Raw genomic sequence first — 21,286 nt, forward strand, 5'->3', positions numbered from 1 at the left:
GCGGTAGCAGAAGAGCTTCTGTGGCGCTCGAAGCGCCACGTCAAACATCAATTCAGGAGAAAACATCATGCAAACGTGCATACAACGAGGGATCAAAGTATTCCTCCTAGCCGGGGGCATTCTGGTCCTTGGCGCTGGGGCGGCGTCCGCCGCGGAACCCGGCACAGAAGTATTGGGCGGCGTAAGTGCGCCAGTGAATGTCAGCGGTAACGCCGTTTCGGTGATTGGGGACGCTTCCTCTGAGGGGTCGACGTCGTCATCGGGCGGGGGAGTAGCCGCTGGCAGCGAGGCATCGTCCGGCGAGGATGATTCGCTACTTGGCGGTGTGACGGCTGTGGTTGAGGCTGTGGCTCCGGTAAATGTCAGCGGGAATGCGGTGTCGGTGATTGGTGATTCGTCGACTGGCGGTTCGGATGCTGCGGCTGGTGGTTCCACGTCTGGTGGTGCCGGTGTTGCTGGTGGGTCGTCGGATGACGGTCTGGTCGGTGATGTGGCCGCTGTGGTTGAGGCTGTGGCTCCGGTGAATGTCAGCGGGAATGCGGTGTCGGTGATTGGTGATTCGTCGACTGGCGGTTCGGGTGCTGCGGCTGGTGGTTCTACGTCTGGTGGTGGCGGTGTTGCTGGTGGGTCGTCGGATGACGGTCTGGTCGGTGATGTGGCCGCTGTGGTTGAGGCTGTGGCTCCGGTGAATGTCAGCGGGAATGCGGTGTCGGTGATTGGTGATTCGTCGACTGGCGGTTCGGGTGCTGCGGCTGGTGGTTCTACGTCTGGTGGTGGCGGTGTTGCTGGTGGGTCGTCGGATGAGGGTCTGGTCGGTGATGTGGCCGCTGTGGTTGAGGCTGTGGCTCCGGTGAATGTCAGCGGGAATGCGGTGTCGGTGATTGGTGATTCCTCGGCTGAGGGCTCGGATGCGGCTGCTGGTGGTGCAACCTCCGGTGGTGCCGACAGCAGTTCGGAATCCGGTAGTTCGGATGATTCGCTGGTGGGCGATGTTGTCGGTGATGTTGATGCTGTGGCTCCGGTGAATGTCAGCGGGAATGCGGTGTCGGTGATTGGTGATTCCTCGACTGGCGGTTCGGATGCTGCGGCTGGCGGTTCCACGTCTGGTGGTGGCGGTATTGCTGGTGGGTCGTCGGATGACGGTCTGGTCGGTGATGTGGCCGCTGTGGTTGAGGCTGTGGCTCCGGTGAATGTCAGCGGGAATGCGGTGTCGGTGATTGGTGATTCCTCGACTGGCGGTTCGGATGCTGCGGCTGGCGGTTCCACGTCTGGTGGTGGCGGTATTGCTGGTGGGTCGTCGGATGACGGTCTGGTCGGTGATGTGGCCGCTGTGGTTGAGGCTGTGGCTCCGGTGAATGTCAGCGGGAATGCGGTGTCGGTGATTGGTGATTCCTCGACTGAGGGCTCGGATGCGGCTGCTGGTGGTGCAACCTCCGGTGGTGCCGACAGCAGTTCGGAAGGCAGCGCCGATGACGGTTTGCTCGGCGACATCGGACTTGATCTCGGCGCTATCGCACCGGTCAATGTTGGGTGCAACGCGGTGTCGGTGATTGGCGACAGCTCATCTTCGAACTGCGAATCAGCGGCAACTGCCAATGGTGGCTCGTCGGGAAGTAACGGTGGCTCTGCTGGCGGTGGTTCGGATGATTCCCTGGTGGGGGATGTCATCGGGAGTGTTGATGTCGTGGTCCCCGTGAACGTCGGGTGTAACGCAGTCTCGGTGATTGGTGACACCTCCACCTCCGATTGCGGTTCGGCTGCAGGGAACCCGGATGATCCCACAGGCCCAACGGATCCCACGGACCCAACGGATCCCACGGACCCAACGGATCCCACGGACCCAACGGATCCCACGGATCCCACGGATCCCACGGATCCAACGGACCCAACGGACTCAACGGATCCCACGGATCCCACGGATCCCACTGATCCAACGGACCCAACGGACTCAACGGATCCCACGGATCCCACCGATCCTCAGGGGCCAGCCACGGGTGATGACGGCAACGGGACGCCAGGAGCCGGAACGGACAACGGACTCAACAACGGCACCGACTTCAGGGTTGTCCTGGCCAGTGCGGGCGTCACGGCCGGCGCAGGCGTCGCGGACCGCGCCGCAACGAACGCAACGAGCGCTGCAGGCACAGCAGGCTCAGCGGCTCGCGGCAGTCTCGCTCAGACCGGCGTCGATTCGTCGCTGTTGCTTCTGATGGGAGGCCTGCTCGTCATAAGCGGCGTCGCCCTGGTCGCACGCCGGGTTCGCACAGTGCGGATCTAATGACGAAGGCAAGTTGGCCGGAGCAGATCGAGCTCCGGCCAACTAGCCACGTCAGAAGCAGCCGCTTGTTGAGAGGCCGAGCACGGAGCCAAGCCCAACATTAGGTGCCTCGCGTAACAATTCCTGTCCGAGTAAGTTGCGCGGAAATGTTCGTGTTACTGCTTGAACCATGAATTCGCAACGCCCCGCTGTGTCGTCAGAGGAACGCAACGCCCGCATCGCCGTCACGCTATTTCCGCTGCTGGTTCTGGGCGGAGGCGCGGTAGCTCTGTTGATGCCAACTGCGTTCACAGGATTGGCCCCTGCATCAACCCGCTGCTGGGCGTCATCATGTTCGGGATGGGCCTGACGCTGACTCCTCCGGATTTCGCAGTGATCGCGAGGCGACCGATCCCGGTGGTGATCGGCGTCGTCGCTCAGTTCGTGGTGATGCCCCTGCTGGGACTCCTGGTCGCATCTGTCCTCGGACTTCCTGCCGCGCTGGCAGCCGGTGTGATTCTGGTCGGTTGCTGCCCCGGCGGCACGGCGTCGAATGTTGTGTCCTACCTCGCGAAGGGTGATGTGGCACTGTCCGTCGCGATGACAACCGTGTCGACGCTGCTGGCTCCGATATTCACGCCGTTGCTGACCCTGTGGCTGGCCGGACAATACCTCCCGGTCGACGCCGGATCCATGGCGTGGTCCATCGTCCAGATTGTGCTGATCCCCGTTGCGCTCGGACTGGCCGCACGTCTGCTCCTTCCACGGCTCGTGGCGGCGGCACTGCCTGTCTTGCCCTGGATCTCGGTCGCAGCCATCACGCTCGTGGTCATGGCAGTAGTAGGCCTGAGCGCTGACGCCATCTTCTCCGCGGGCCTGCTTGTGCTGCTCGCGGTGATCCTCCATAACGGGCTTGGCTTTGCGCTCGGGTACACCGCAGCCCGGCTGTTCAAGCTCCCTGTTCGAGCCCGCCGCACAACTGCCATCGAGGTCGGGATGCAGAACTCGGGCCTGGCCGCGGGGCTGGCACGCACCCACATGACACCGGAATCGGCTCTCCCGGCAGCCATCTTCTCGGTGTGGCACAACGTCTCCGGTGCGCTGCTGGCCGCATACTGGCGCCGCCGGGGCCTGGCTGACGAGGTGCAGCCAGCACCGGAAGCGGGCGTCGCCAGCTGAGGCGGTCGACGCCCGCTCGTGCGGTTGCCCGCTTACCGGTTGTCGTTGGCGTAGCGAACGCCGAGCTGTGCCCTGACGCCGTCGAACATGCGCATGGTGTCGAGGGTGTGTTGCAGTGGCATGGTGGGGCTCTCCAGGAGTCCTGACTGGATGCAGCGCGTGGTCTCGCGGAGCTCGTACGCGTAGCCGTTGCCTACCCGTTCGAACTCCTCCACCCGCGATTCCCCATTGAAGGCCTGGATGACGAGTTCCCGCGGGTTATGAAGCGGAGACGATGTCCGCAGCCACCCCTTGCTGCCGGCGACAGTGGCCTGGCTGGGCCCGGAAGCCACCAACGACGACGACAGCTGGGCCTGCGCCCCGCTCGCGTAAGTGAGGGTGAGCGCATTCTGTGCGTCGACGCCGTCGTCGTTCAGTGTGGCTTCCGCGGAGACTGACGTCGGGAAGCCCAAGGCGCCAAGCGCCCACGTCGTCGGGTAAACGGTGAGGTCGAGGAGGGCGCCGCCGCCTGCCAGTGGGTCCCACAGGCGGGCGGCGGGGTCATAGGTTGAGGGGAAGCCGAGGTCGGCCTGTACCCAGCCGATCTCGCCGAGCTCGCCCGAGTGAATGATCTCCCAGGCACGGTTAAGGCTCGGCAGGAAGCGTGACCAGACCGCCTCCATGAGGAACAGGCCCTTCTCGCGCGCCAGGTCGATGAGTTCTTCAGCCTCTCGCGCGTTGACGGTGAAGGCCTTCTCGCAGAGCACATGCTTACCTGCCGTCAACGCAGCCTTGCACACCTCGAAGTGCTGCCCGTGCGGGGTGGCGATGTACACCACGTCCACTTCCGGATCCTGCGCGAGGAGCTCGAAGCCGCGGGCGTCGTCGTCGTCGTAATGGGCAGTCGCGAAGCCGTGGGTCTGCGCGAAAGTCCGTGCCCGTTCTTCGCTGCGGGAACTGACGGCCTGCAGCACGGCGTCCTCAAGTTGCGCCAGGTCCTCTGTCACCGATCGTGCGATGCCGCCGGTCGCAACGACGCCCCACCGCAACGGTTCTCCGGTGGCGGTGAAAGGGGATGGCGCACCGGGCTCGACACACGGCGGCACAGGGAAGCGGGTTTTTGGAGTCATCTCCTCATACTTCCCAATCCTGCCGGTCGCGTCCACCCGTTACATCGCGCGATTCACCGCCGCGGACCTCCTCCGCAGAACCAGCGGTAGCACGCTCAGGAAGCACAGCACCGTCATCGCGAGAATCAACATGCGGTAATCGATGATGCTCAACAGCGCCGCAGCGAGCACGGACGCGCCCACCTGCGGGACGTTGATCATCATGTTGGTGGCGGCGGACGTGCGTCCCTGCATTGCGGGCGGGGTTTCCTGCTGGCGTAGCGTAACGAAGGCGATGATCGCCCACGGAACGCCGATACCCAGCAACACTGTGGAGCCAAGAACCACACCAAGCACGGGCACGCCGGAGCCGAAGACCGCCACGCTGAGCAGCAGGATCCCGACGACGATCGTCCGTCGGATGCCCAGCCGCCGGATGACCATGCTCGCGGTAAGCCCGCCGACCACTGACATCACGCCCTGGCAGCTGATGAGCACGCTGAGGAACTCCGGAGGCATGCCAAGGCCCTGTTCGGTGGTTGCGAAGATGGTGACGTTCAGGACGCCGGTCGCTCCGACGGCGATGACCAGCGTCAGCAGAGCCGGGCGAAGCAGGGCGTGCGCGAACAGGAACCGGAAACCCGCGGTGCTGGTCGCCCAGAAGGACTCCTGTCCGCGCTCGTGCACCGATTCGGCAACCCGCAGCCTACTGAGTACAGCTGCCGCAACGAGGAACGACACACAGGTCATCCCCACCACCCAGTCCATTCCCCACAGCCCCAGAATGCCGGCGCCGATCAGTGGCGACACAATACGCAGCCCCTGGTCGATGCTGCTGAGCATCCCGTTGGCTGGAGCGAGCATGCGGTCCGGCAGCAGGTCGCGCAGCACACCGGATTGGGCCGCCGCGGTCACGTAGGACGCGTTCGCATAGACAAAGATCACCACGTAGATGAGCCAGAGGTGGTCTGCGGAGCGCACCAGCAGCAGGGCCAGTACGACGACGGCGGCAGCCACGTTGGTCACGGCCAGCACCGGCACCCGTCGGAAGCGGTCGGCGAGCTGCCCGGTCAGCGGAGCCAGCAGTGCCGGGAGTCCCAGCGCCGCGAAAACCAGGCCCGCGGCCGCGTCGCTCCCGGTCAGCTGCTTCACCCAGATTGCGGCCGTGAGATAGAGCGCGGAGTCACCGAAGTTGCTGAAGATCCAGGCCAGACCGAGCCGCCGGAAGGCCGGTATGCGCAGGATCTCGCGGTTGGTCGCGACGTCGGCGTGGGGCTGTACGTCGGCGCTCATTCGCTTTCCTTTGGGTCAGCGGCGCCGGCTTTGGCATCGGCGCCGCTGCCGTCAGGATCAATATTGAGCACCGCGAAGATCTGGGCGGGAAGAGAGCCCTCGGGACGCTGCTCGGGGTGTTGCCACCGGCCGTCAAAGCGACGGCTGAGCTCCAGGAGATCATCGCGGAACTGCCGGATTTCCTCGTGGGTGGCATAGAAGCTCGAGCGCATGATCGAGGCGACATCGATGTCGTCCACGGGCAGTTGAGGAGCACGCTGTAGCCAGGACTGGATGCGATCCGCCTGGCGGTGTACGTGGATGCTGGCCATCGCGGATACCGCGTGGACCGAGCCGGGCGCGTTCCTATCGATGACTTGCGAGCGGCTGTGCGAAACCGTCTTCCACGGCTTCTCCCGCCCGGGCCGGTCAACCTTCTCGATGTAGCCGTGTTTCGCAAGCATGCGCAGGTGGTAGGAACAGCTCGCGACCGATTCCCCGATTGCCGCAGCACACTCTGTGGCGGTCGCTTCGCCTTTGTCATTCAGCACGTCGAGCAGTTCGAGACGCGCCGGGTGCGCCAGGGCTCGAATGCGAACCGGGTCGCTGACAACCTGTTCGTTCGCTGGCCCGCGGTAGGTGACGCCGTCAGGGAAGGTGCGGGCGCCGTCGCCGTTGGTCATGCCACCCAGTATGGCTTTCTAAAGGACTCTTTAGCAAGAGTTCTTTAGAATCATTTTTCGAGAGTTGTACGATGTGCTGCGGCAAGCTCCTGATAGCGGGCGGCATTCTGCTTCACGCCCTCCAATTCCTCGTCGCTCAGTTCCCGCCGTACCCTGGCGGGCACTCCCGCCACCAGCGAGCGCGGCGGTATCTGGGTTCCTTCGAGTACGACGGCGCCCGCGGCCACGAGCGATCCCTCGCCGATATTCGCCCCGTTCATGACGGTGGCGCTCATGCCGATGAGGCAGTCGTTCCCGATGGCGCATCCGTGGACCACGGCGCTGTGTCCGATGCTCACGCGGTCTCCCACCGTCGTCGGGAAGCCGGGATCGGCGTGGAGGACGACGTTGTCCTGGAGGTTCGTGCCTTCGCCGACGGTGATCGATTCGGTGTCCGCGCGTACGCAGACACCGTAGAAGGCGCTGGAGTTCTCACCGAGCCCGGCGTTTCCGATGATCGATGCCGTCGGCGCGACGAACACGGACTCCGCGATGGACGGTGTGTGGCCTGCGAATGTGATGATGTGTCCCATGCGCTCAGCGTATCCGGTGCGAAATTCGGTCGATATCGTCTCGGTGGTGTTGATTTTAGGTAGCCCGGATCGATCACGGAGCAATCCGGCCTGGTCTTGGACCAACCTCGACACAGTCGTGAGCAATCTGGACTGGCCGTGGACTGACCTGGGCCGCGGTGAGGGAAAGGTTGGACACCTCAGTCTTATTTGGTCCCTGCGTTGGGCCGTCGGGCTTGCTCCCGGCCCTGACCCAATCTTGCTGACGTTATCCACATAGCAGACCTTTCGCCTACATCGAGGATCCTGCCGCGGTTAGCTGGAAACCATGGAGGACTTCCCGATTCGAATCCGAACCAGCGCGGACAAGCCCTACGAGGAGGGGTGGCCGAGGGAGCTCGCCCGCCGGGCCAAGAACGGCGAACTGCTGCGGATCAGGCACGGATGCTACGTCGATGCACAGGGCTGGGGCCAGCTTGAGGACGAGCAGCGCTATCGCGGCATGCTCGCAGCTGTGACGCGGTCGGCTCGCCAGGTCCCCGTCTTCGGCGTGAAGACCGCCGGAGTTCTGTGGGGGCTTCCGCGCCCTGCTCTTCCTTCGGATGTTCAGGTAATGGTGCCGGTCGGGAGCGGGCGCAAGAGCGGTAACGGTGTTCACAGGATCACGGTTGATCCTTCCCATCTGGACATCACCGAGCTCGGCCGGGACCTGGTCACGGGGAAGATTCAGACAGCGGTTGCTCTTGCACTAACCTATGACTTTCCCTGGGCAGTCGCCGTGATGGACCGGCTGTTGAACGCCAAACCCCTGCCTGCCGAACTGCATCCCCAACCAGTAACCAAGGCGCAGGTCGCGGAGTGCATCGAGGATTTGCCTTCCGGTGTGAAGCGGCGCAAGGCATGGCGCGTCCTTAGTTTCGCCGATGGCTTGGCCATATATCCGGGAGAATCTCTGAGCAGGGTGCATATGGCTGAGCTCGGATTTCCCGCGCCGGAGCTGCAGCATCCCGTAATGGACGAACGCGGCCTAGTAGCGAAGGCCGATTTCTATTGGAAGGACCATGCGCTCGTAGGAGAGTTCGATGGGCGCGGTAAGTATATGAAGCCGGAGTATCTGCAGGGACGGACTCCCGCGCAGGCCGTCATCGATGAGAAGAATCGGGAGAACCGCATACGAGCTACAGGCAAGAACGTCGTTCGGTGGGAGTGGAATGAAGCGGTCAACCCCAACGCGCTCGCTCGCGACCTGACCAAAGCTGGATTGCCGCGGCTGAGTCGCGGCGCGTAAAAGGCCGGTAGGGTTCAAGGTGAGCAACCCGGACACGGGGTGAGCAACCCGGACGCGGAATCGGCTAAGCCAGACCGAGGTGAGGGATATGCTGCTCACCTTTGTCTGGTTTGCTCCCGAAGCAGAAGTCAGCCGACGGGGGAAACGCCCGAGAAGGAACCAGTCAGTCCTCCAGCACCAATGCCTGGGCAACGATCACGCGGTCCCCGTTGTAGGTGAGCGCAGGGGAGCCGTGCAGTCGGTAACCGCTTTCGAGGGCTTCGCTGACGCGGGCGCAGAACGCCTTGTCGTCCTGTCCGGTCAATACGCGGTAACGCAGGGGTGCTTCGTCGGTCATGGTTCCTCCTCGAAAAGGCGTTAGTTGAATACCACGGTACGCGTGCCGTCGAGCAGCACCCGGTGTTCAGCGTGCCACTTGACTGCCTGCGCCAGCGTCCGGCTTTCGACGTCGGCGCCCATCGCAACCAGCTGCGGCGCCGTCCGCGCGTGGTCTACGCGAATCACTTCCTGCTCGATGATCGGCCCCTCGTCCAGCGCCGGTGTCACGTAGTGCGCAGTTGCACCGATCAGTTTCACCCCGCGCGCATGAGCCTGGTGGTAAGGCCGGGCACCTTTGAATGAAGGCAGGAACGAGTGATGGATATTGATGGCCCGCCCCACCAGCTGTGAACACAGACTGTCGCTGAGCACCTGCATGTACCGGGCGAGTACAACCAGCTCGATCTCATACTGGGCCACCAGCTCAAGCAACTTCGACTCCGCAGTGGCCTTACCGTCAGCGGTCACCGGCACGTGGTGGAACGGTACGCCGTAGAACGCAGCGAGGTCTGCTAGCTCCGTGTGGTTGGAAACGATCACTGGTACTTCGATCGGCAGCATCCCTGCGCGCTGCTGGAAGAGGAGGTCGTTGAGGCAGTGGGCGGATTTCGACGCCATGATCAACGTTCGCGCCGGTGTTCCGGCGACGTGGAGGTTCCAGGTCATCCCGAAGGCCTCCGCGACCGGGGACAAGTGCGCTGTGACGGCGGCCTGCGGCGAGGACGTGGTCATCGCGACCCGCATGAAGAAGGTTCCCGTGTCAGGGCTGCCGTACTGCTGCGACTCGGTGATGTTGCATTCGGCTGCTACAAGCGCGCCGGAGACCGCATGCACAATGCCGGGCCGGTCATCGCAGGAGAGGGTCAGAATGAACGACGACGGCGCGTTGCCGGCGCCTTCGGAAAGTACAGCGGAGGTCACGCTCCAAGGGTACCGGCCCCCAGAGCAAGCCCGCGGCGTCGGAAGTCACCGTCGGACATACTTCCCGCGCATCCCGCGGAGCCGGTAGAATCGGGATGTCGCGACTGGCGTTAGGTGGGTAACCACCAGGAAGCGGCAAGTGCGCCGTTGTTGTACGACGACGGCGCTCAAGCACCGACCACGGATCGCACGCCTGGGACGTAGGTCAAGTTGTACCTGCTGCAGTATGCATCCAACTTCGGGTGCAGCGAGCTCAGCAGGTAGCCTGACCTGTAGAAAGCCGCCACAACCAGGAGCCTCCCGTGACCTCATCTCCCTCTGTGACCCAGTCCGTCACCAACGCACCTCTGTCTGAGGTTGACCCGGAAATCGCCGCGGTCCTTGAGAATGAACTAGCGCGCCAGCGCGACACCCTAGAAATGATCGCATCGGAGAACTTCGCGCCCCGCGCCGTGCTCGAGGCGCAGGGCTCGGTGCTGACCAACAAGTACGCCGAAGGGTATCCCGGACGCCGTTACTACGGTGGTTGTGAGCACGTCGATGTCGCCGAGAGCCTCGCCATCGAGCGCGTGAAGGCACTGTTCGGCGCCGAGTACGCCAACGTCCAGCCGCACTCCGGAGCTCAGGCGAACGCCGCAGCGCTTGCGGCCATGATCAAGCCCGGCGAGAAGATCATGGGCCTCTCCCTGGCGCACGGCGGGCACCTGACCCACGGCATGAAGCTGAACTTCTCCGGCAAGCTGTATGAGGTCGCTGCCTACGGTGTGGAGAACGACACCAACCGGCTCGATATGGAGCGCGTCCGCGAGCAGGCAATTGCGGAGAAGCCGCAGGTCATCATCGCCGGCTGGTCCGCCTACCCGCGGCACCTCGACTTCGCAGCCTTCCGGTCGATCGCTGACGAGGTTGGCGCCCTGCTGTGGACCGACATGGCTCACTTCGCCGGCCTGGTAGCGGCGGATCTGCACCCGAGCCCGGTGCCGCACTCCGACGTCGTCACCTCCACCGTCCACAAGACGCTCTCGGGACCCCGCTCGGGAGTGATCCTGGCCAAGCAGGAGTGGGCGAAGAAGCTCAACTCCAACGTATTCCCGGGCCAGCAGGGCGGGCCGCTCATGCATGTCATCGCGGCCAAGGCCACTGCCTTCAAGATCGCCGGCTCCGCGGAATTCAAGGAGCGCCAGGAGCGTGTGCTAGAGGGCGCCCGCATCATTGCGGAACGCCTGATGGGCAACGATGTCACCGAGCACGGTGTTTCAGTCCTTACCGGCGGCACTGACGTGCACCTCGTCCTGGTTGATCTCCGCCACTCCGAGCTCGACGGCCAGCAGGCGGAAGACCTTCTGCACTCGGTCGGCATCACTGTAAACCGGAACGCCGTCCCGAACGATCCACGCCCACCGATGGTCACCTCCGGCCTCCGCATCGGAACGCCGGCGCTCGCAACCCGCGGTTTCGGTGCAACCGAATTCACCGAGGTCGCCGAGATCATCGCGTCGGTCCTGAAGCCCGGCGCCGACATCGAGGCATTGAGCGCACGCGTTTCGCGCCTCGCCGCCGACTTCCCGCTCTACCCTGGTCACGAGGAATGGTAGAAGACCTCCCGACGGACGCGTTGGAGTCGGCTGCGGCCGCCTCGAGCGCGTACGACATCCCCACTGACGAATGCTGCTTCACAGGCTGCTGTGAGCGCGGCAAAGCCTTCTTGCTCGAACAGTTGGATAAAGGAGCCGCGTAGATGAGCGCACAGATACTTGACGGCAAGGCCACCGCAGCAACGATCCGAAGTGAACTGGCGGATCGGATAGGCGCGCTCAAGTCGAAGGGAATCACGCCCGGCCTGGGTACGGTCCTGGTCGGCGACGATCCCGGAAGCCACACGTACGTCACAGCTAAGCACCGCGATTGCGAGCAGCTCGGCATCAACTCAATCCGGCGGGATCTTCCCGGGGACATCACCCAGGAAGATCTCGAGAAGGTCATCGATGAACTGAATGACGACGACGCCACGACCGGCTACATCGTCCAGTTGCCATTGCCGCCCCACCTGGACGAGCACGCGATCCTCGAGCGGATGGCCCCGGGGAAGGATGCAGACGGGCTGCACCCGACCAACCTGGGCAAACTCGTGCTCAATGTCAAAGACCGGCTGGATTCCCCGCTGCCCTGCACCCCGAACGGCATCGTGGAGCTCCTGCTGCGTCACGATATTCACCTCAAAGGCAAGAACGTCCTCGTGGTGGGCCGTGGAGTCACGGTGGGCAGGCCGCTCGGGTTGCTGCTGACCCGCAAGTCGATCAACGCCACGGTCACGCTCGCCCATACCGGCACGGTTGACCTGCCGAGGCACTTGGCCGTGGCCGACGTCGTCGTAGCCGCCGCAGGAATGCCGGGCATGATCACCGCTGAGCAGTTGAAGCCGGGGGCTATCGTGCTCGACGTCGGCGTCACCAGGGTGATCGACTCGGACACCGGCAAGGCGAAGCTGAGCGGAGACGTCGCGAAGGACGCCGCGGAGGTTGCCGGTTGGCTGTCGCCAAACCCGGGTGGAGTAGGCCCGATGACCCGGGCGATGCTGCTCTCGAACGTGGTGGAAGCAGCCGAACGGCAGGCAGGCATCAGCATTCGCTAGAAAAAGTACGACGACGACGGCCGCCACCTTCATCGCGAAAGGTGGCGGCCGTCGTCGTTCCCCGCTTGGAAGCTACTCCAGTACCGAAGGGAGAATGCGGACGTTCGCCGTCCTCATTAATAAATGATTGGCTTTTACCAATCGCAGAAATCCTCTAGTCTGATCTGGTGCCCAACCAAACTATTCCGGACTACGTCATCTCGGCTGAGAAACTGACCAAGCATTATGGCGACTTCGCTGCGGTCAACAACATTTCCTTTGACGTGCCGGCAGGGGAGTCGTTCGGCCTGCTCGGTCCCAACGGCGCCGGCAAGTCGACCACCATGAAGATGATCGGCGGCGTCTCGCAGCGCACCTCCGGCAAGCTCACGATCATGGGCCTCGATCCGGAGCAGCACGGTCCTGAGGTCCGCGCGCACCTTGGGGTGGTGCCCCAGCAGGACAACCTCGATGAAGAGCTGCGCGTGCGCGACAACCTGCTGGTGTACGGGCGCTATTTCGGACTGCCAATGAGCTATTTGAAACCCAAGGCGGATGAGCTCCTCGAATTCGCACAGTTGACGGACAAGGCGAAGGCCAAGGTCGATTCCCTTTCCGGAGGTATGAAGCGCCGCCTGACGATTGCGCGTTCGCTCATCAACGAGCCGAAGATCCTGCTGCTGGACGAGCCCACTACTGGCCTGGACCCGCAGGCCCGCCACATCCTGTGGGACCGCCTGTTCCGCCTCAAGGAGTCCGGCGTTACCCTGATCCTCACCACCCACTACATGGATGAGGCCGAGCAGCTGTGCGACCGCCTCGTCGTTGTCGACAAGGGACAGATCATGGCCGAGGGATCGCCTGCCAGGCTCATCCGGGAGCACTCAACCCGTGAGGTGCTTGAGCTGCGCTTCGGGTCCGAGCGTAACGCGACCGTCGCCGCTGACCTGCAGGGCATCGGCGACCGGCTGGAACCCTTGCCCGACCGCGTCCTGATCTACACCGAAGACGGTGAAGCGGCACTCGAGCAGGTCACTGCCCGCGGGCTGCACCCCATCACCTCGCTGGTGCGCCGGTCCTCGCTCGAGGATGTCTTCCTGCGCCTGACCGGTAGGAGCCTCATTGACTAGCCAACGCACGGGCAACCCGGACACAAGCACGACGACCGCGGTGCCCACCCTTAAGGCACACTCACCCACGGTAGCGGCGCAGCGGGCCCGTAAGTTCGGTTCCTGGTACTACGCCGAGCATGCCCTGAAGGTCATGAACGGCTATCGCTGGACCCTGCTCGCCTACAGTGTGGGCAACCCGGTAATGTACCTCTTCGCAATGGGCGTAGGCCTGGCCACCCTGGTGGACCAGAACAGTGCGGAGGCCGCCTTCGGAGGGGTCAGCTACCTTGCCTTCATCGCACCGGCCCTATTGTCCTCGGCGACCATCATGGCGGCGGCCACGGAGTTCACGTATCCGGTGATGGACGGATTCAAATGGCGCAGGGTCTATTACGGGCCGCACGCGTCCCCGCTTGCCGTTCATCAGATTGTCAACGGCTACATCATCGCGATCGCCATCCGCCTGTTCCTGATGTCCGCGATTTACTTCGCCATCGTCGCACTGTTCGGCGCCTCGCCGTCGGCATGGGGTTCAATGGCGATCGTCGTCGCCGTCCTCTGCGGTCTGGCCTTCGGGCTGCCGCTCATGGCCTACTCGGCCAGCATCAAGGAGGACAAGGGGCAGTTCGCGCTGGTCATGCGCTTCATCGTGACGCCGTTGTTCCTGTTTTCCGGGACGTTCTTCCCGCTTGAGACGCTCCCTGTCTTCCTGCGCTGGATCGGCTGGATTTCACCCCTATGGCACGGCACGGAGCTGGGCCGGGTGCTCACGTACGGCTACACCGAGCCGATCTGGCTTTCAGTGATCCACGTCCTGTACCTGATCGGACTGGCCCTCGTCGGTTGGATCCTCGCCCGCCGCATCTACGAACAGAGGTTGGGCCAGTGAGCAAGGTACTGACCACACGGGACTATCAACTAACCACCCGGAACCGTCCGTTCAGCGCCCTCTATGCGCGCAACGCAAAGGCCGTAATCAGCCGCGGTCTCATGGCAACCAAGAGCAGCAACTGGATGATCATGGTCTCAGGGTTTTTCGAGCCGGTACTGTACCTGGTCTCAATGGGTCTGGGCCTGGGCGCACTGGTGGGCGCCGTCGTCGGACCCGGTGGTGAGGAGATCAGTTACGCCGCCTATATCGCGCCGGCTCTGCTGGCCGTGTCAGCGATGAACGGTGCGGTTTATGACTCCACCTGGAATGTGTTCTTCAAGATGAACTTCGCGAAACTGTACCAGGGGATGCTCTACACCTCGCTGGGCCCCCTCGACGTTGCGATCGGGGAGATCTTCCTGGCGCTGCTTCGCGGTGCCCTGTATGCCACGGGCTTCACGGCAGTCATGGGCATGATGGGTCTGATTACCACGCCGTGGGCCCTGTTGATGATTCCGGCGGCGGTGCTGATCGCGTTCGGATTCGCGTCCTTCGGCATGGGTATCACCAGCTACATGAAGACGTTCCAGCAGATGGACTGGATCAACTTCGTGATGCTGCCGATGTTCCTGTTCTCGGCCACGTTCTATCCGCTGAGTGTGTACCCTGAGCCCATCCAGTGGTTCATCCAGGCACTTCCGCTGTGGCACGGCGTCGAGCTCCTGCGGCAGATCAGCGTTGGCATCTTCACTCCGGCAACGGCAATCCACATCACCTACTACCTGGTGATGATCCTCATTGGGATGGTGCTCACGACGACGAGGTTGCGGAAGCTGTTCCTGAAATAGGAGAGGTGCTGTCCGGAACGGTCTTTCCGCAGCAGGTCTGTGGGCAGATACTGGAACCATGATCGGAAAATGGCACGCCACTGTCTTTGACTGTTCCAATACGGACCAGCTCGCTTCGTTCTACGAGGACATGCTTGGGATGATCCGCGTCCAACACGACGACGACGGCTGGATCACCATCGGTGACGCCCCGGACCGTCCGGCCCTGGCCTTCCAGAGAGTGGAGGAATACACTCCGCCGAAATGGCCGGGCCAGGACATCCCGCAGCAGGTGCACCTCGACATCCGGGTGGAGGACCTCGACGTTGCCGAGCAGAAGGTCCTCGCGCTGGGAGCCACAAGCATGGACTCCGGTACGGAGGCCTTCCGGGTTTACCTCGATCCGGCAGGGCACCCGTTCTGTCTGGTCCGCTGGTGAGTCATTAAAAGCGCATCGACTCTCCAATAGATGACCGTTTGAGCCCTCAAAGGGTCATCTATTGAAGAGTCGATTGGGTAGAACCCGCTAGAGAACCAGCGTTGCGAAGATCACGTAGTTGTCGTCGAACAGCCCCGTCGCGGGATCGTAGCCGTCGCAGGTGATGAGACGGATCTCGGACTCCGGCGTGTAGCCGTAGACGGTAGCGGTGGGGAAATCATTCTTCGGGTACTGCTCGCCGCGGGTGACCTCGAACGTCGCGGTGGAACCGTCCGCCCGCAACACGTCAATCCGGTCACCTGGCTTCAGACTGCGAAGGTCGGCAAAGACACCCGGTCCACCGTCCGTTGCGTTGACGTGGCCAAGCAGCACGGAAGGGCCGCGTTCGCCCGGCGTGGGTGACTGGTTGTACCAGCTCGCCGGTGCTCCCGGACCGTCCGGCGGGACCTCAAGCGAACCGTTCTCACGGATGCCCAGGGACAGCAGCTCGGAACCGGCGCCGATCGAGGGGATCGTGAATGACACGGGCTCGGAGGCTTCCATCACCGGCGGAAGGGAATCAGCAGGCGCAGGCTCGGCGGCCGGCGTTGTTTCCGCTACCGACGGAGTGGGGGACGCTGGAGCGGACGTGGCGGGCGCCGTCGTCGTACTGGGCGCTTGCGCGCCGTCACTGCCGGGTGTGCTGCCGCAACCGGTCAGGATAAGAAGGGCGGCCGCCGCAGAGACTGCAAAGCCTCTGCGGCGGCCGTTGTTCGAGCTGATCATGAAATCAGATCAGTCCTTAGTTGTTGCCGCGGCGGCGAACAACGTAGGTGCCACCTGCTGCTGCAGCGAGAACCAGGCCACCACCGAGGGCGATCATGCCCAGGTTGGAGCCGGTCTGCTGCTCTACACCGGTGTCAGCGCCACCCTGAGGCATTTCGCCCATCTGGGAGAGAGCCAAGGTGCCACAGAGTGCAGGTGAAGTTGCACCCAAGGGCAGGCTGTCGTCAAGGTCGCTCGGGGATGTGAACACTTCCTCGCTCACGCCGGCAGTTGCGGGATCCAGGCCGTGGACAACAACGACAGCGGTCCCGGCAGCAAGTGCGTCCAGGGTCTCTGCGTTCATCTCAAAGGTGCGCTCAACAGTGTACGAGGCACCCTGGCCGCCGAGGGTCAGGTCAAGACCTGCAGCCGGGCTGGTGTCACCGCTGGTGCTCAGCGTGGTCAGGATTCCGCCGTAGAACGGAGCTCCGTCAGTGGTGGAGACGATGCCGTCACCGTTTTCGTCAGCGGCCGCGGTGGGGCAAACGCCCTGAGCTCCACCGTGGATGTGCTGAACGTGGGGGTACACGGTTTCCGCATCCAGCATCGCGGCGAGGCCGGACACCTCCAGGTAGACCGTGGCCTGCTTGTCGTTGATGGTCACCGTGATGTTGCCGGAACCCGTTGTCCCGTTGAGCTGACCCAACTCCGAGGTGTAGGTGCCGTTTGCATGGTTTGCCATCGCAGGAGCGCTTCCAAGGGCAACCATGCCCAATGCGAGAGCGGGAACTGCGAGGAGAGCCTTCTTGTTCATGATTTCCTCCGTTGTGCGAATGGGACGCGTGCCTTCAAAGCCACGCATAACCCTAGTTCGACGTGCGGTGGGTCACGGATGGGTGTGAATTGAATTAAAGTTTCCTGAGTTCCCGCAGGGTGGGTTTTCGCCGGTGGTGGAAGGCGGCAACGGGTGCAGGCTTCTTTGCGACAATGGAGGAATGCAACCACTGGGAACTTCTGGAAAGCCCGCGGGCAAGGGCCTGAGCCTGCGGATGGGCAGCATTGGAATGGCCATCATGCTGGTGGTCTTCCTTGTGGCCGTGGTCTTCGCGGCGAATGAGAACGACGTCGTCGGCTGGCTTGTGGTGATCATTTCCCTCGGATGGCTGCTTATCTTCAGCTTCGTGGTCTTCACCCTGCGTTCGGCTGCCCGCAAGGCGGGTGCCCGGATCGAGGAGTTCAACCGTGCTGCCGGCGGCGGCATGGCTGGCCCGGGTTCCTCCCCCCGTTCGTCGGCGATGCGGGATGAGAAGCTGGACCACAGCTTCAAGATCGTCCAGGTGCAGGCGAGGGTTATCCGCGATCATCTGGGCAAAGACGAGGGCATGGTGGACCGCGCAATCGAGACCATCGAGATCACCTCCCACAACGCGCGCAGCATGATGAAGAACAACGACGACGGCCCTGTCGAGGGCACGGTCGTAGATTAGCCGCTGGTCTCTGACCCCTCCGGTAAGGTTGATTGGGTGAGTTTGGCACCAACCCCTGAGAGCACTAAGCACCCTGATGCCCTGCGCGTTGCCACGGTGAACGTAAACGGTATCCGCGCCGCCTACCGGCGGGGGATGCAGGAATGGCTCGCTGCCCGGGACGTCGACATCCTGTGCCTGCAGGAGGTGCGTGCGCCGGATGAAATAGTGCGGGACCTCCTCGGTGATTCCTGGCACATCGTCCACGCGGAAGCAGCGGCCAAAGGACGCGCGGGTGTGGCCATCGCATCCCGTACGGCTCCCATCGCCACGCGCGAGCACATCGGTGACGCATACTTCGCCACCGCGGGCCGTTGGGTGGAAGCCGACTTCGAGTTCGACGGCGCGAAGGTCACCGTTGCCAGTGCCTATGTCCATTCCGGTGAGGCGGGATCGCCGCAGCAGGAGGACAAGTACCGGTTCCTCGACCTGATGACGGCACGCCTTACGGACCTGCGCGGCACACGGGACCACGCCCTTGTGGTGGGAGACCTCAACGTCGGCCACACCACCCTGGACATCCGTAATTGGAAGGGCAATCTGAAGAAGGCGGGCTTCCTGCCCGAGGAACGCGCCTATTTCGATCACTTCTTCAGCGAATCCGTCGGCTGGGTGGATGTTCACCGCACCCTTGCCGGTGAGATGGACGGCCCGTACACGTGGTGGTCCTGGCGCGGCAAGGCATACGACAACGACGCCGGGTGGCGCATCGACTACCACCTCGCCACCCCGGAACTTGCAGCATCAGCTCTCCACGCCGTCGTTGACCGTGCCCACTCGTGGGAAGCCAGGTTCTCGGACCACGCCCCGCTCGTCGTCGACTACAAGCTTTAGGACCGCACCAACATGGCCTCAGCACCTCCAAGCAGTCCCGCGCAGCGCCAGCGGGTGCTCTCCGGCATGCAGCCCTCGGGCAGCTCCCTCCATCTCGGGAATTACCTCGGAGCACTCATCCAGTGGGTCCGGATGCAGGAGAGCTACGACGCCATCTATTTCATCCCGGACCTGCACGCGATCACCGTGCCCCAGGACCCGGCCGAGCTGGCCGAGCGCACCCGGTTGACCGCTGCGCAGTACATTGCGGGCGGCGTGGACGTGAACCGTTGCACCCTGTTCGTCCAGTCCCAGGTTCCGGAGCATGCCCAGCTGGCGTGGGTCCTGAACTGCCTGACCGGGTTCGGCGAAGCATCGCGGATGACGCAGTTCAAGGACAAGTCTTTGAAGCAGGGAGCTGACTCCACCTCGGTTGGTCTCTTCACGTACCCAGTCCTGCAGGCGGCGGACATCCTGCTGTACCAACCCGAGGGCGTACCGGTGGGGGAGGACCAGAGGCAGCACATCGAACTGAGCCGCGATCTTGCACAGCGTTTCAACACCCGCTTCGGGGAAACGTTCGTGGTGCCGAAGCCGTTCATCCAGAAGGAATCGGCCAAGATTTACGACCTCCAGAACCCCACCGCGAAGATGTCCAAGTCCGCCAGCTCTGCCGCCGGGCTGATCAACATCATGGACGAACCCAAGGTGACGGCGAAGCGCATCAAGTCAGCGGTCACGGATGACGGCACAGAGATCCGCTTCGACCGCGAGGGCAAGCCCGGCGTTTCCAACCTGCTCTCCATCTACTCGCTGATGACGGGGAAGGACATGGACGACGTCGTCGGGCACTTTGAGGGCCGCATGTACGGTCACCTGAAGGTCGAGTTGGCAGACGTCGTCGTCGATCGTCTGGAGCCGATCAGGAGCCGCGCACTGGAACTGCTGGCCGATCCGGCCGAGCTTGACCGGCTGCTCGCCGTCGGTGCAGCGAAGGCCCGCGAGATTGCGTCCGTCACGCTTGCGGATGTGTTCAGCAAGGTCGGCTTCCTCCCCGCCGCAGACCGCGGACCGGTGGGTGCCCGCTAACATCATGAGCCGGCCCGTCAGCGATATCAGCCAACCGACCTACGTGGTGGGTCGGCGCGCTGTGGAAGGCAACAGCGTGGGGGTGGTCATCGCCATTCCTGAGCCGATTGCCGGTGAATTGGAACGGTGGCGTGCGTCCTTCGGGGACCCGATGGCGGCGCTCGTCCCGCCGCACATCACGCTAATTACGACGACGCCGGCAACCGACTGGCCGGAGACAATCCGGCACGTTCGCGACGTCGCGGCCTCGCAGCGATGCTTTACTGTCACGTTGAAGAGCACCGGCACCTTCCGTCCGCTCACGCCGGTGGTTTATGTGAACGTCACAGAGGGCTTCGAGTCCTGTGTGGAGCTTCACCGCCGTTTGCAGGCCGGGCCCCTCGAACGCGAACTCGAGTATCCCTTCCACCCACACGTCACCGTGGCGCATGACGTCAGCGAGGCGAGCATGGATTCCGCCGAGGACTCCCTCGACGACTTCGAGGCATCCTTCACCGTACGTACCATGGGACTGTACGAGCACGACACCACGGGCGTCTGGAAACTACGGGAAGAGCTCATCTTTGGCCAAAACACTGCCGCAGGCGAAGAAGCAGGCGCCTGACACACCGTTTCCCACCGAGCGGGTCCAGCTGACGCTGAAAGTACTGCGGGCCCGCGGGGAACTTGGCCGGATACGGCGGGAAAAGGGCGGGGGAGTGCCCGTTCTCGCGGCCACCATCCAGTACCTGATCGCCAAACTGTATGCCTTCCGGCCCATGCGTGCTTTCCAGCTGTACACGATGCGCCACGGCCCGCTGATGGCTGCCGGCATCGCGTACAACATGTTCTTTGCCATCGCGGCGCTGCTGGTGGTTGGGTTCTCGATTCTCGGGCTGGTGGTCACCGGGGATGAGAACCTGCAGAACCTTATCGTCCGGACTGTTGATTCCACGACCCCGGGCCTCATTGACACTGACGGGGAGGACGCGACTTCAAGCGGCATCGCGACGCGTGAGCAGCTGTTCGGCCTGGAAGCCGAACTGGGTCTCACCCTTCTTATTTCAACGGTTGTCATGCTCCTTACCTCTCTGCGTTGGATCGGGGGCGTCCGGGAGGGCATGCGCGGGATCTTCGACCTGCCGCCCGTCCAGGTGAACCCGGTGCTGGTGAAGCTGAAGGACCTCGGTATCCTGCTGGTCCTAGCCGTTGCATTGATAATGACCACGGCGGTCGGTCTGCTTGCCAACACTGTCCTGGATCTGGTGCTGCAGTGGCTGGGCCTGAGTGACGCGGCCAAACCGCTGACACAGATCGCCGGAGCTGTGGTGACACTCCTGCTCGACACCTTGGTGGCGGTGATTCTGTTCAAGTCCGCGTCAGCAGTGCAGATGCCCCGGCGCGTACTCCTGCAGTCAGCCCTGATCGCGGGCGTGGGCAGTACTGTGTTGCGCACTTTCAGCACTCTGCTGCTCGCGAACGTTGACCGGAACCCGCTGCTGGCCGGGTCAGCTGTGATCCTCGGACTCTTCGTGTGGTTCTTCCTGCTCAGCCAGGTCTACCTGCTGGCCACGGCCTGGGGCGCCATCGGTACCGCCGACGCCCGGTCGGCCCGGATCCATGCCCGGGGCGGCCGCGCCAGGTCGCTGCGCCAGCGCAGCCGCGCCGCCCGTGCCGCGGAAGTCTCGGGCACGTAGCAGGGCAGGGACAGCCGCCGG

Annotated in this window: 21 protein-coding genes and 1 pseudogene; 14 read left to right on the forward strand and 8 right to left on the reverse strand. The window is 63.4% G+C overall.

Annotation, left to right across the window (positions count from 1 at the left end):
- Positions 1-67 precede the first annotated feature (67 nt).
- Complete coding sequence (locus BJ994_RS18330) at positions 68-2,278, forward strand: LPXTG cell wall anchor domain-containing protein (RefSeq protein WP_280801299.1); 2,211 nt, start codon at positions 68-70, stop codon at positions 2,276-2,278.
- A gap of 169 nt (positions 2,279-2,447) precedes the next feature.
- A pseudogene (locus BJ994_RS03695) lies at positions 2,448-3,436 on the forward strand (bile acid:sodium symporter family protein).
- A gap of 32 nt (positions 3,437-3,468) precedes the next feature.
- Here the strand turns inward: BJ994_RS03695 and BJ994_RS03700 are convergent.
- From BJ994_RS03700 to BJ994_RS03715, 4 genes are read right to left on the reverse strand one after another with little or no spacing between them, the layout of a single operon-like run.
- On the reverse strand, positions 3,469-4,545 hold the full coding sequence (locus tag BJ994_RS03700) for a Gfo/Idh/MocA family protein (RefSeq protein WP_167991594.1): 1,077 nt from the start codon (positions 4,543-4,545) through the stop codon (positions 3,469-3,471).
- 39 nt (positions 4,546-4,584) lie between these two features.
- Positions 4,585-5,817: an MFS transporter gene (locus BJ994_RS03705; RefSeq protein WP_167991597.1), complete on the reverse strand. Its 1,233-nt coding sequence runs from the start codon at positions 5,815-5,817 to the stop codon at positions 4,585-4,587.
- Positions 5,814-6,479: a winged helix-turn-helix domain-containing protein gene (locus tag BJ994_RS03710; protein WP_167991598.1), complete on the reverse strand. Its 666-nt coding sequence runs from the start codon at positions 6,477-6,479 to the stop codon at positions 5,814-5,816. The genes BJ994_RS03705 and BJ994_RS03710 overlap by 4 nt, the downstream gene beginning before the upstream one ends.
- Positions 6,480-6,529: 50 nt before the next feature.
- Positions 6,530-7,051, reverse strand: a complete 522-nt coding sequence (locus tag BJ994_RS03715; RefSeq protein WP_167991600.1) for a gamma carbonic anhydrase family protein — start codon at positions 7,049-7,051, stop codon at positions 6,530-6,532.
- A gap of 307 nt (positions 7,052-7,358) precedes the next feature.
- Between BJ994_RS03715 and BJ994_RS03720 the strand changes: the two genes are divergently transcribed.
- Positions 7,359-8,318 carry a hypothetical protein gene (locus tag BJ994_RS03720; protein WP_167991602.1) on the forward strand — a complete coding sequence of 320 codons (960 nt, stop codon included), beginning with the start codon at positions 7,359-7,361 and terminating at the stop codon, positions 8,316-8,318.
- 163 nt (positions 8,319-8,481) lie between these two features.
- Here the strand turns inward: BJ994_RS03720 and BJ994_RS03725 are convergent, their stop codons facing one another.
- Together BJ994_RS03725 and purU are read right to left on the reverse strand one after the other, a co-directional pair.
- Entirely contained in the window at positions 8,482-8,655 is a 174-nt protein-coding gene (locus BJ994_RS03725; protein WP_167991605.1) for a DUF1737 domain-containing protein, read from the reverse strand.
- Positions 8,656-8,675: 20 nt separating this feature from the next.
- The gene (purU, locus tag BJ994_RS03730; RefSeq protein ID WP_167991607.1) at positions 8,676-9,557 is read right to left on the reverse strand and encodes a formyltetrahydrofolate deformylase; all 882 of its coding nucleotides are present in this window, start codon (positions 9,555-9,557) and stop codon (positions 8,676-8,678) included.
- 302 nt (positions 9,558-9,859) lie between these two features.
- On the opposite strand from purU, the gene glyA reads away from it, so the two are divergent.
- The 6 genes from glyA to BJ994_RS03760 all read left to right on the forward strand — a co-directional run bounded on the left by glyA (position 9,860) and on the right by BJ994_RS03760 (position 15,417).
- Positions 9,860-11,152 carry a serine hydroxymethyltransferase gene (glyA, locus tag BJ994_RS03735; protein WP_167991610.1) on the forward strand — a complete coding sequence of 431 codons (1,293 nt, stop codon included), beginning with the start codon at positions 9,860-9,862 and terminating at the stop codon, positions 11,150-11,152.
- 143 nt (positions 11,153-11,295) lie between these two features.
- Positions 11,296-12,189, forward strand: coding sequence for a bifunctional methylenetetrahydrofolate dehydrogenase/methenyltetrahydrofolate cyclohydrolase (locus BJ994_RS03740; RefSeq protein WP_167991613.1), 894 nt, complete (start codon positions 11,296-11,298; stop codon positions 12,187-12,189).
- 167 nt (positions 12,190-12,356) lie between these two features.
- Positions 12,357-13,298 carry an ABC transporter ATP-binding protein gene (locus BJ994_RS03745; protein WP_342450266.1) on the forward strand — a complete coding sequence of 314 codons (942 nt, stop codon included), beginning with the start codon at positions 12,357-12,359 and terminating at the stop codon, positions 13,296-13,298.
- Positions 13,291-14,169 carry an ABC transporter permease gene (locus tag BJ994_RS03750; protein WP_167991615.1) on the forward strand — a complete coding sequence of 293 codons (879 nt, stop codon included), beginning with the start codon at positions 13,291-13,293 and terminating at the stop codon, positions 14,167-14,169. The genes BJ994_RS03745 and BJ994_RS03750 overlap by 8 nt, the downstream gene beginning before the upstream one ends.
- Positions 14,166-14,999, forward strand: coding sequence for an ABC transporter permease (locus BJ994_RS03755; protein ID WP_167991617.1), 834 nt, complete (start codon positions 14,166-14,168; stop codon positions 14,997-14,999). Before BJ994_RS03750 ends, BJ994_RS03755 begins: the two co-directional genes overlap by 4 nt.
- Positions 15,000-15,057: 58 nt before the next feature.
- Positions 15,058-15,417, forward strand: a complete 360-nt coding sequence (locus tag BJ994_RS03760) for a VOC family protein (protein WP_167991620.1) — start codon at positions 15,058-15,060, stop codon at positions 15,415-15,417.
- 87 nt (positions 15,418-15,504) lie between these two features.
- Here the strand turns inward: BJ994_RS03760 and BJ994_RS03765 are convergent, their stop codons facing one another.
- Together BJ994_RS03765 and BJ994_RS03770 are read right to left on the reverse strand one after the other, a co-directional pair.
- Positions 15,505-16,182 carry a class F sortase gene (locus BJ994_RS03765; RefSeq protein ID WP_167991623.1) on the reverse strand — a complete coding sequence of 226 codons (678 nt, stop codon included), beginning with the start codon at positions 16,180-16,182 and terminating at the stop codon, positions 15,505-15,507.
- Positions 16,183-16,198: 16 nt separating this feature from the next.
- Positions 16,199-16,975 carry a hypothetical protein gene (locus BJ994_RS03770; RefSeq protein WP_167991624.1) on the reverse strand — a complete coding sequence of 259 codons (777 nt, stop codon included), beginning with the start codon at positions 16,973-16,975 and terminating at the stop codon, positions 16,199-16,201.
- Between the two features lie 181 nt (positions 16,976-17,156).
- Between BJ994_RS03770 and BJ994_RS03775 the strand changes: the two genes are divergently transcribed.
- From BJ994_RS03775 to BJ994_RS03795, 5 genes are read left to right on the forward strand one after another with little or no spacing between them, the layout of a single operon-like run.
- Positions 17,157-17,648 (forward strand): hypothetical protein, encoded by a 492-nt coding sequence (locus BJ994_RS03775; protein ID WP_167991626.1) that lies wholly within the window; start codon positions 17,157-17,159, stop codon positions 17,646-17,648.
- 36 nt (positions 17,649-17,684) lie between these two features.
- The gene (locus tag BJ994_RS03780) at positions 17,685-18,521 is read left to right on the forward strand and encodes an exodeoxyribonuclease III (protein WP_342450267.1); all 837 of its coding nucleotides are present in this window, start codon (positions 17,685-17,687) and stop codon (positions 18,519-18,521) included.
- Positions 18,522-18,533: 12 nt separating this feature from the next.
- Positions 18,534-19,589 carry a tryptophan--tRNA ligase gene (trpS, locus tag BJ994_RS03785; RefSeq protein WP_167991629.1) on the forward strand — a complete coding sequence of 352 codons (1,056 nt, stop codon included), beginning with the start codon at positions 18,534-18,536 and terminating at the stop codon, positions 19,587-19,589.
- 4 nt (positions 19,590-19,593) lie between these two features.
- Positions 19,594-20,193, forward strand: a complete 600-nt coding sequence (locus tag BJ994_RS03790) for a 2'-5' RNA ligase family protein (RefSeq protein WP_167991631.1) — start codon at positions 19,594-19,596, stop codon at positions 20,191-20,193.
- A complete protein-coding gene (locus BJ994_RS03795) occupies positions 20,153-21,265 on the forward strand; it encodes a YihY/virulence factor BrkB family protein (protein WP_167991634.1) in 1,113 nt (370 codons plus the stop codon). The genes BJ994_RS03790 and BJ994_RS03795 overlap by 41 nt, the downstream gene beginning before the upstream one ends.
- The last annotated feature ends 21 nt before the right edge of the window (positions 21,266-21,286 follow it).

Source organism: Arthrobacter pigmenti, from assembly GCF_011927905.1.
Classification (GTDB): domain Bacteria; phylum Actinomycetota; class Actinomycetes; order Actinomycetales; family Micrococcaceae; genus Arthrobacter_D; species Arthrobacter_D pigmenti.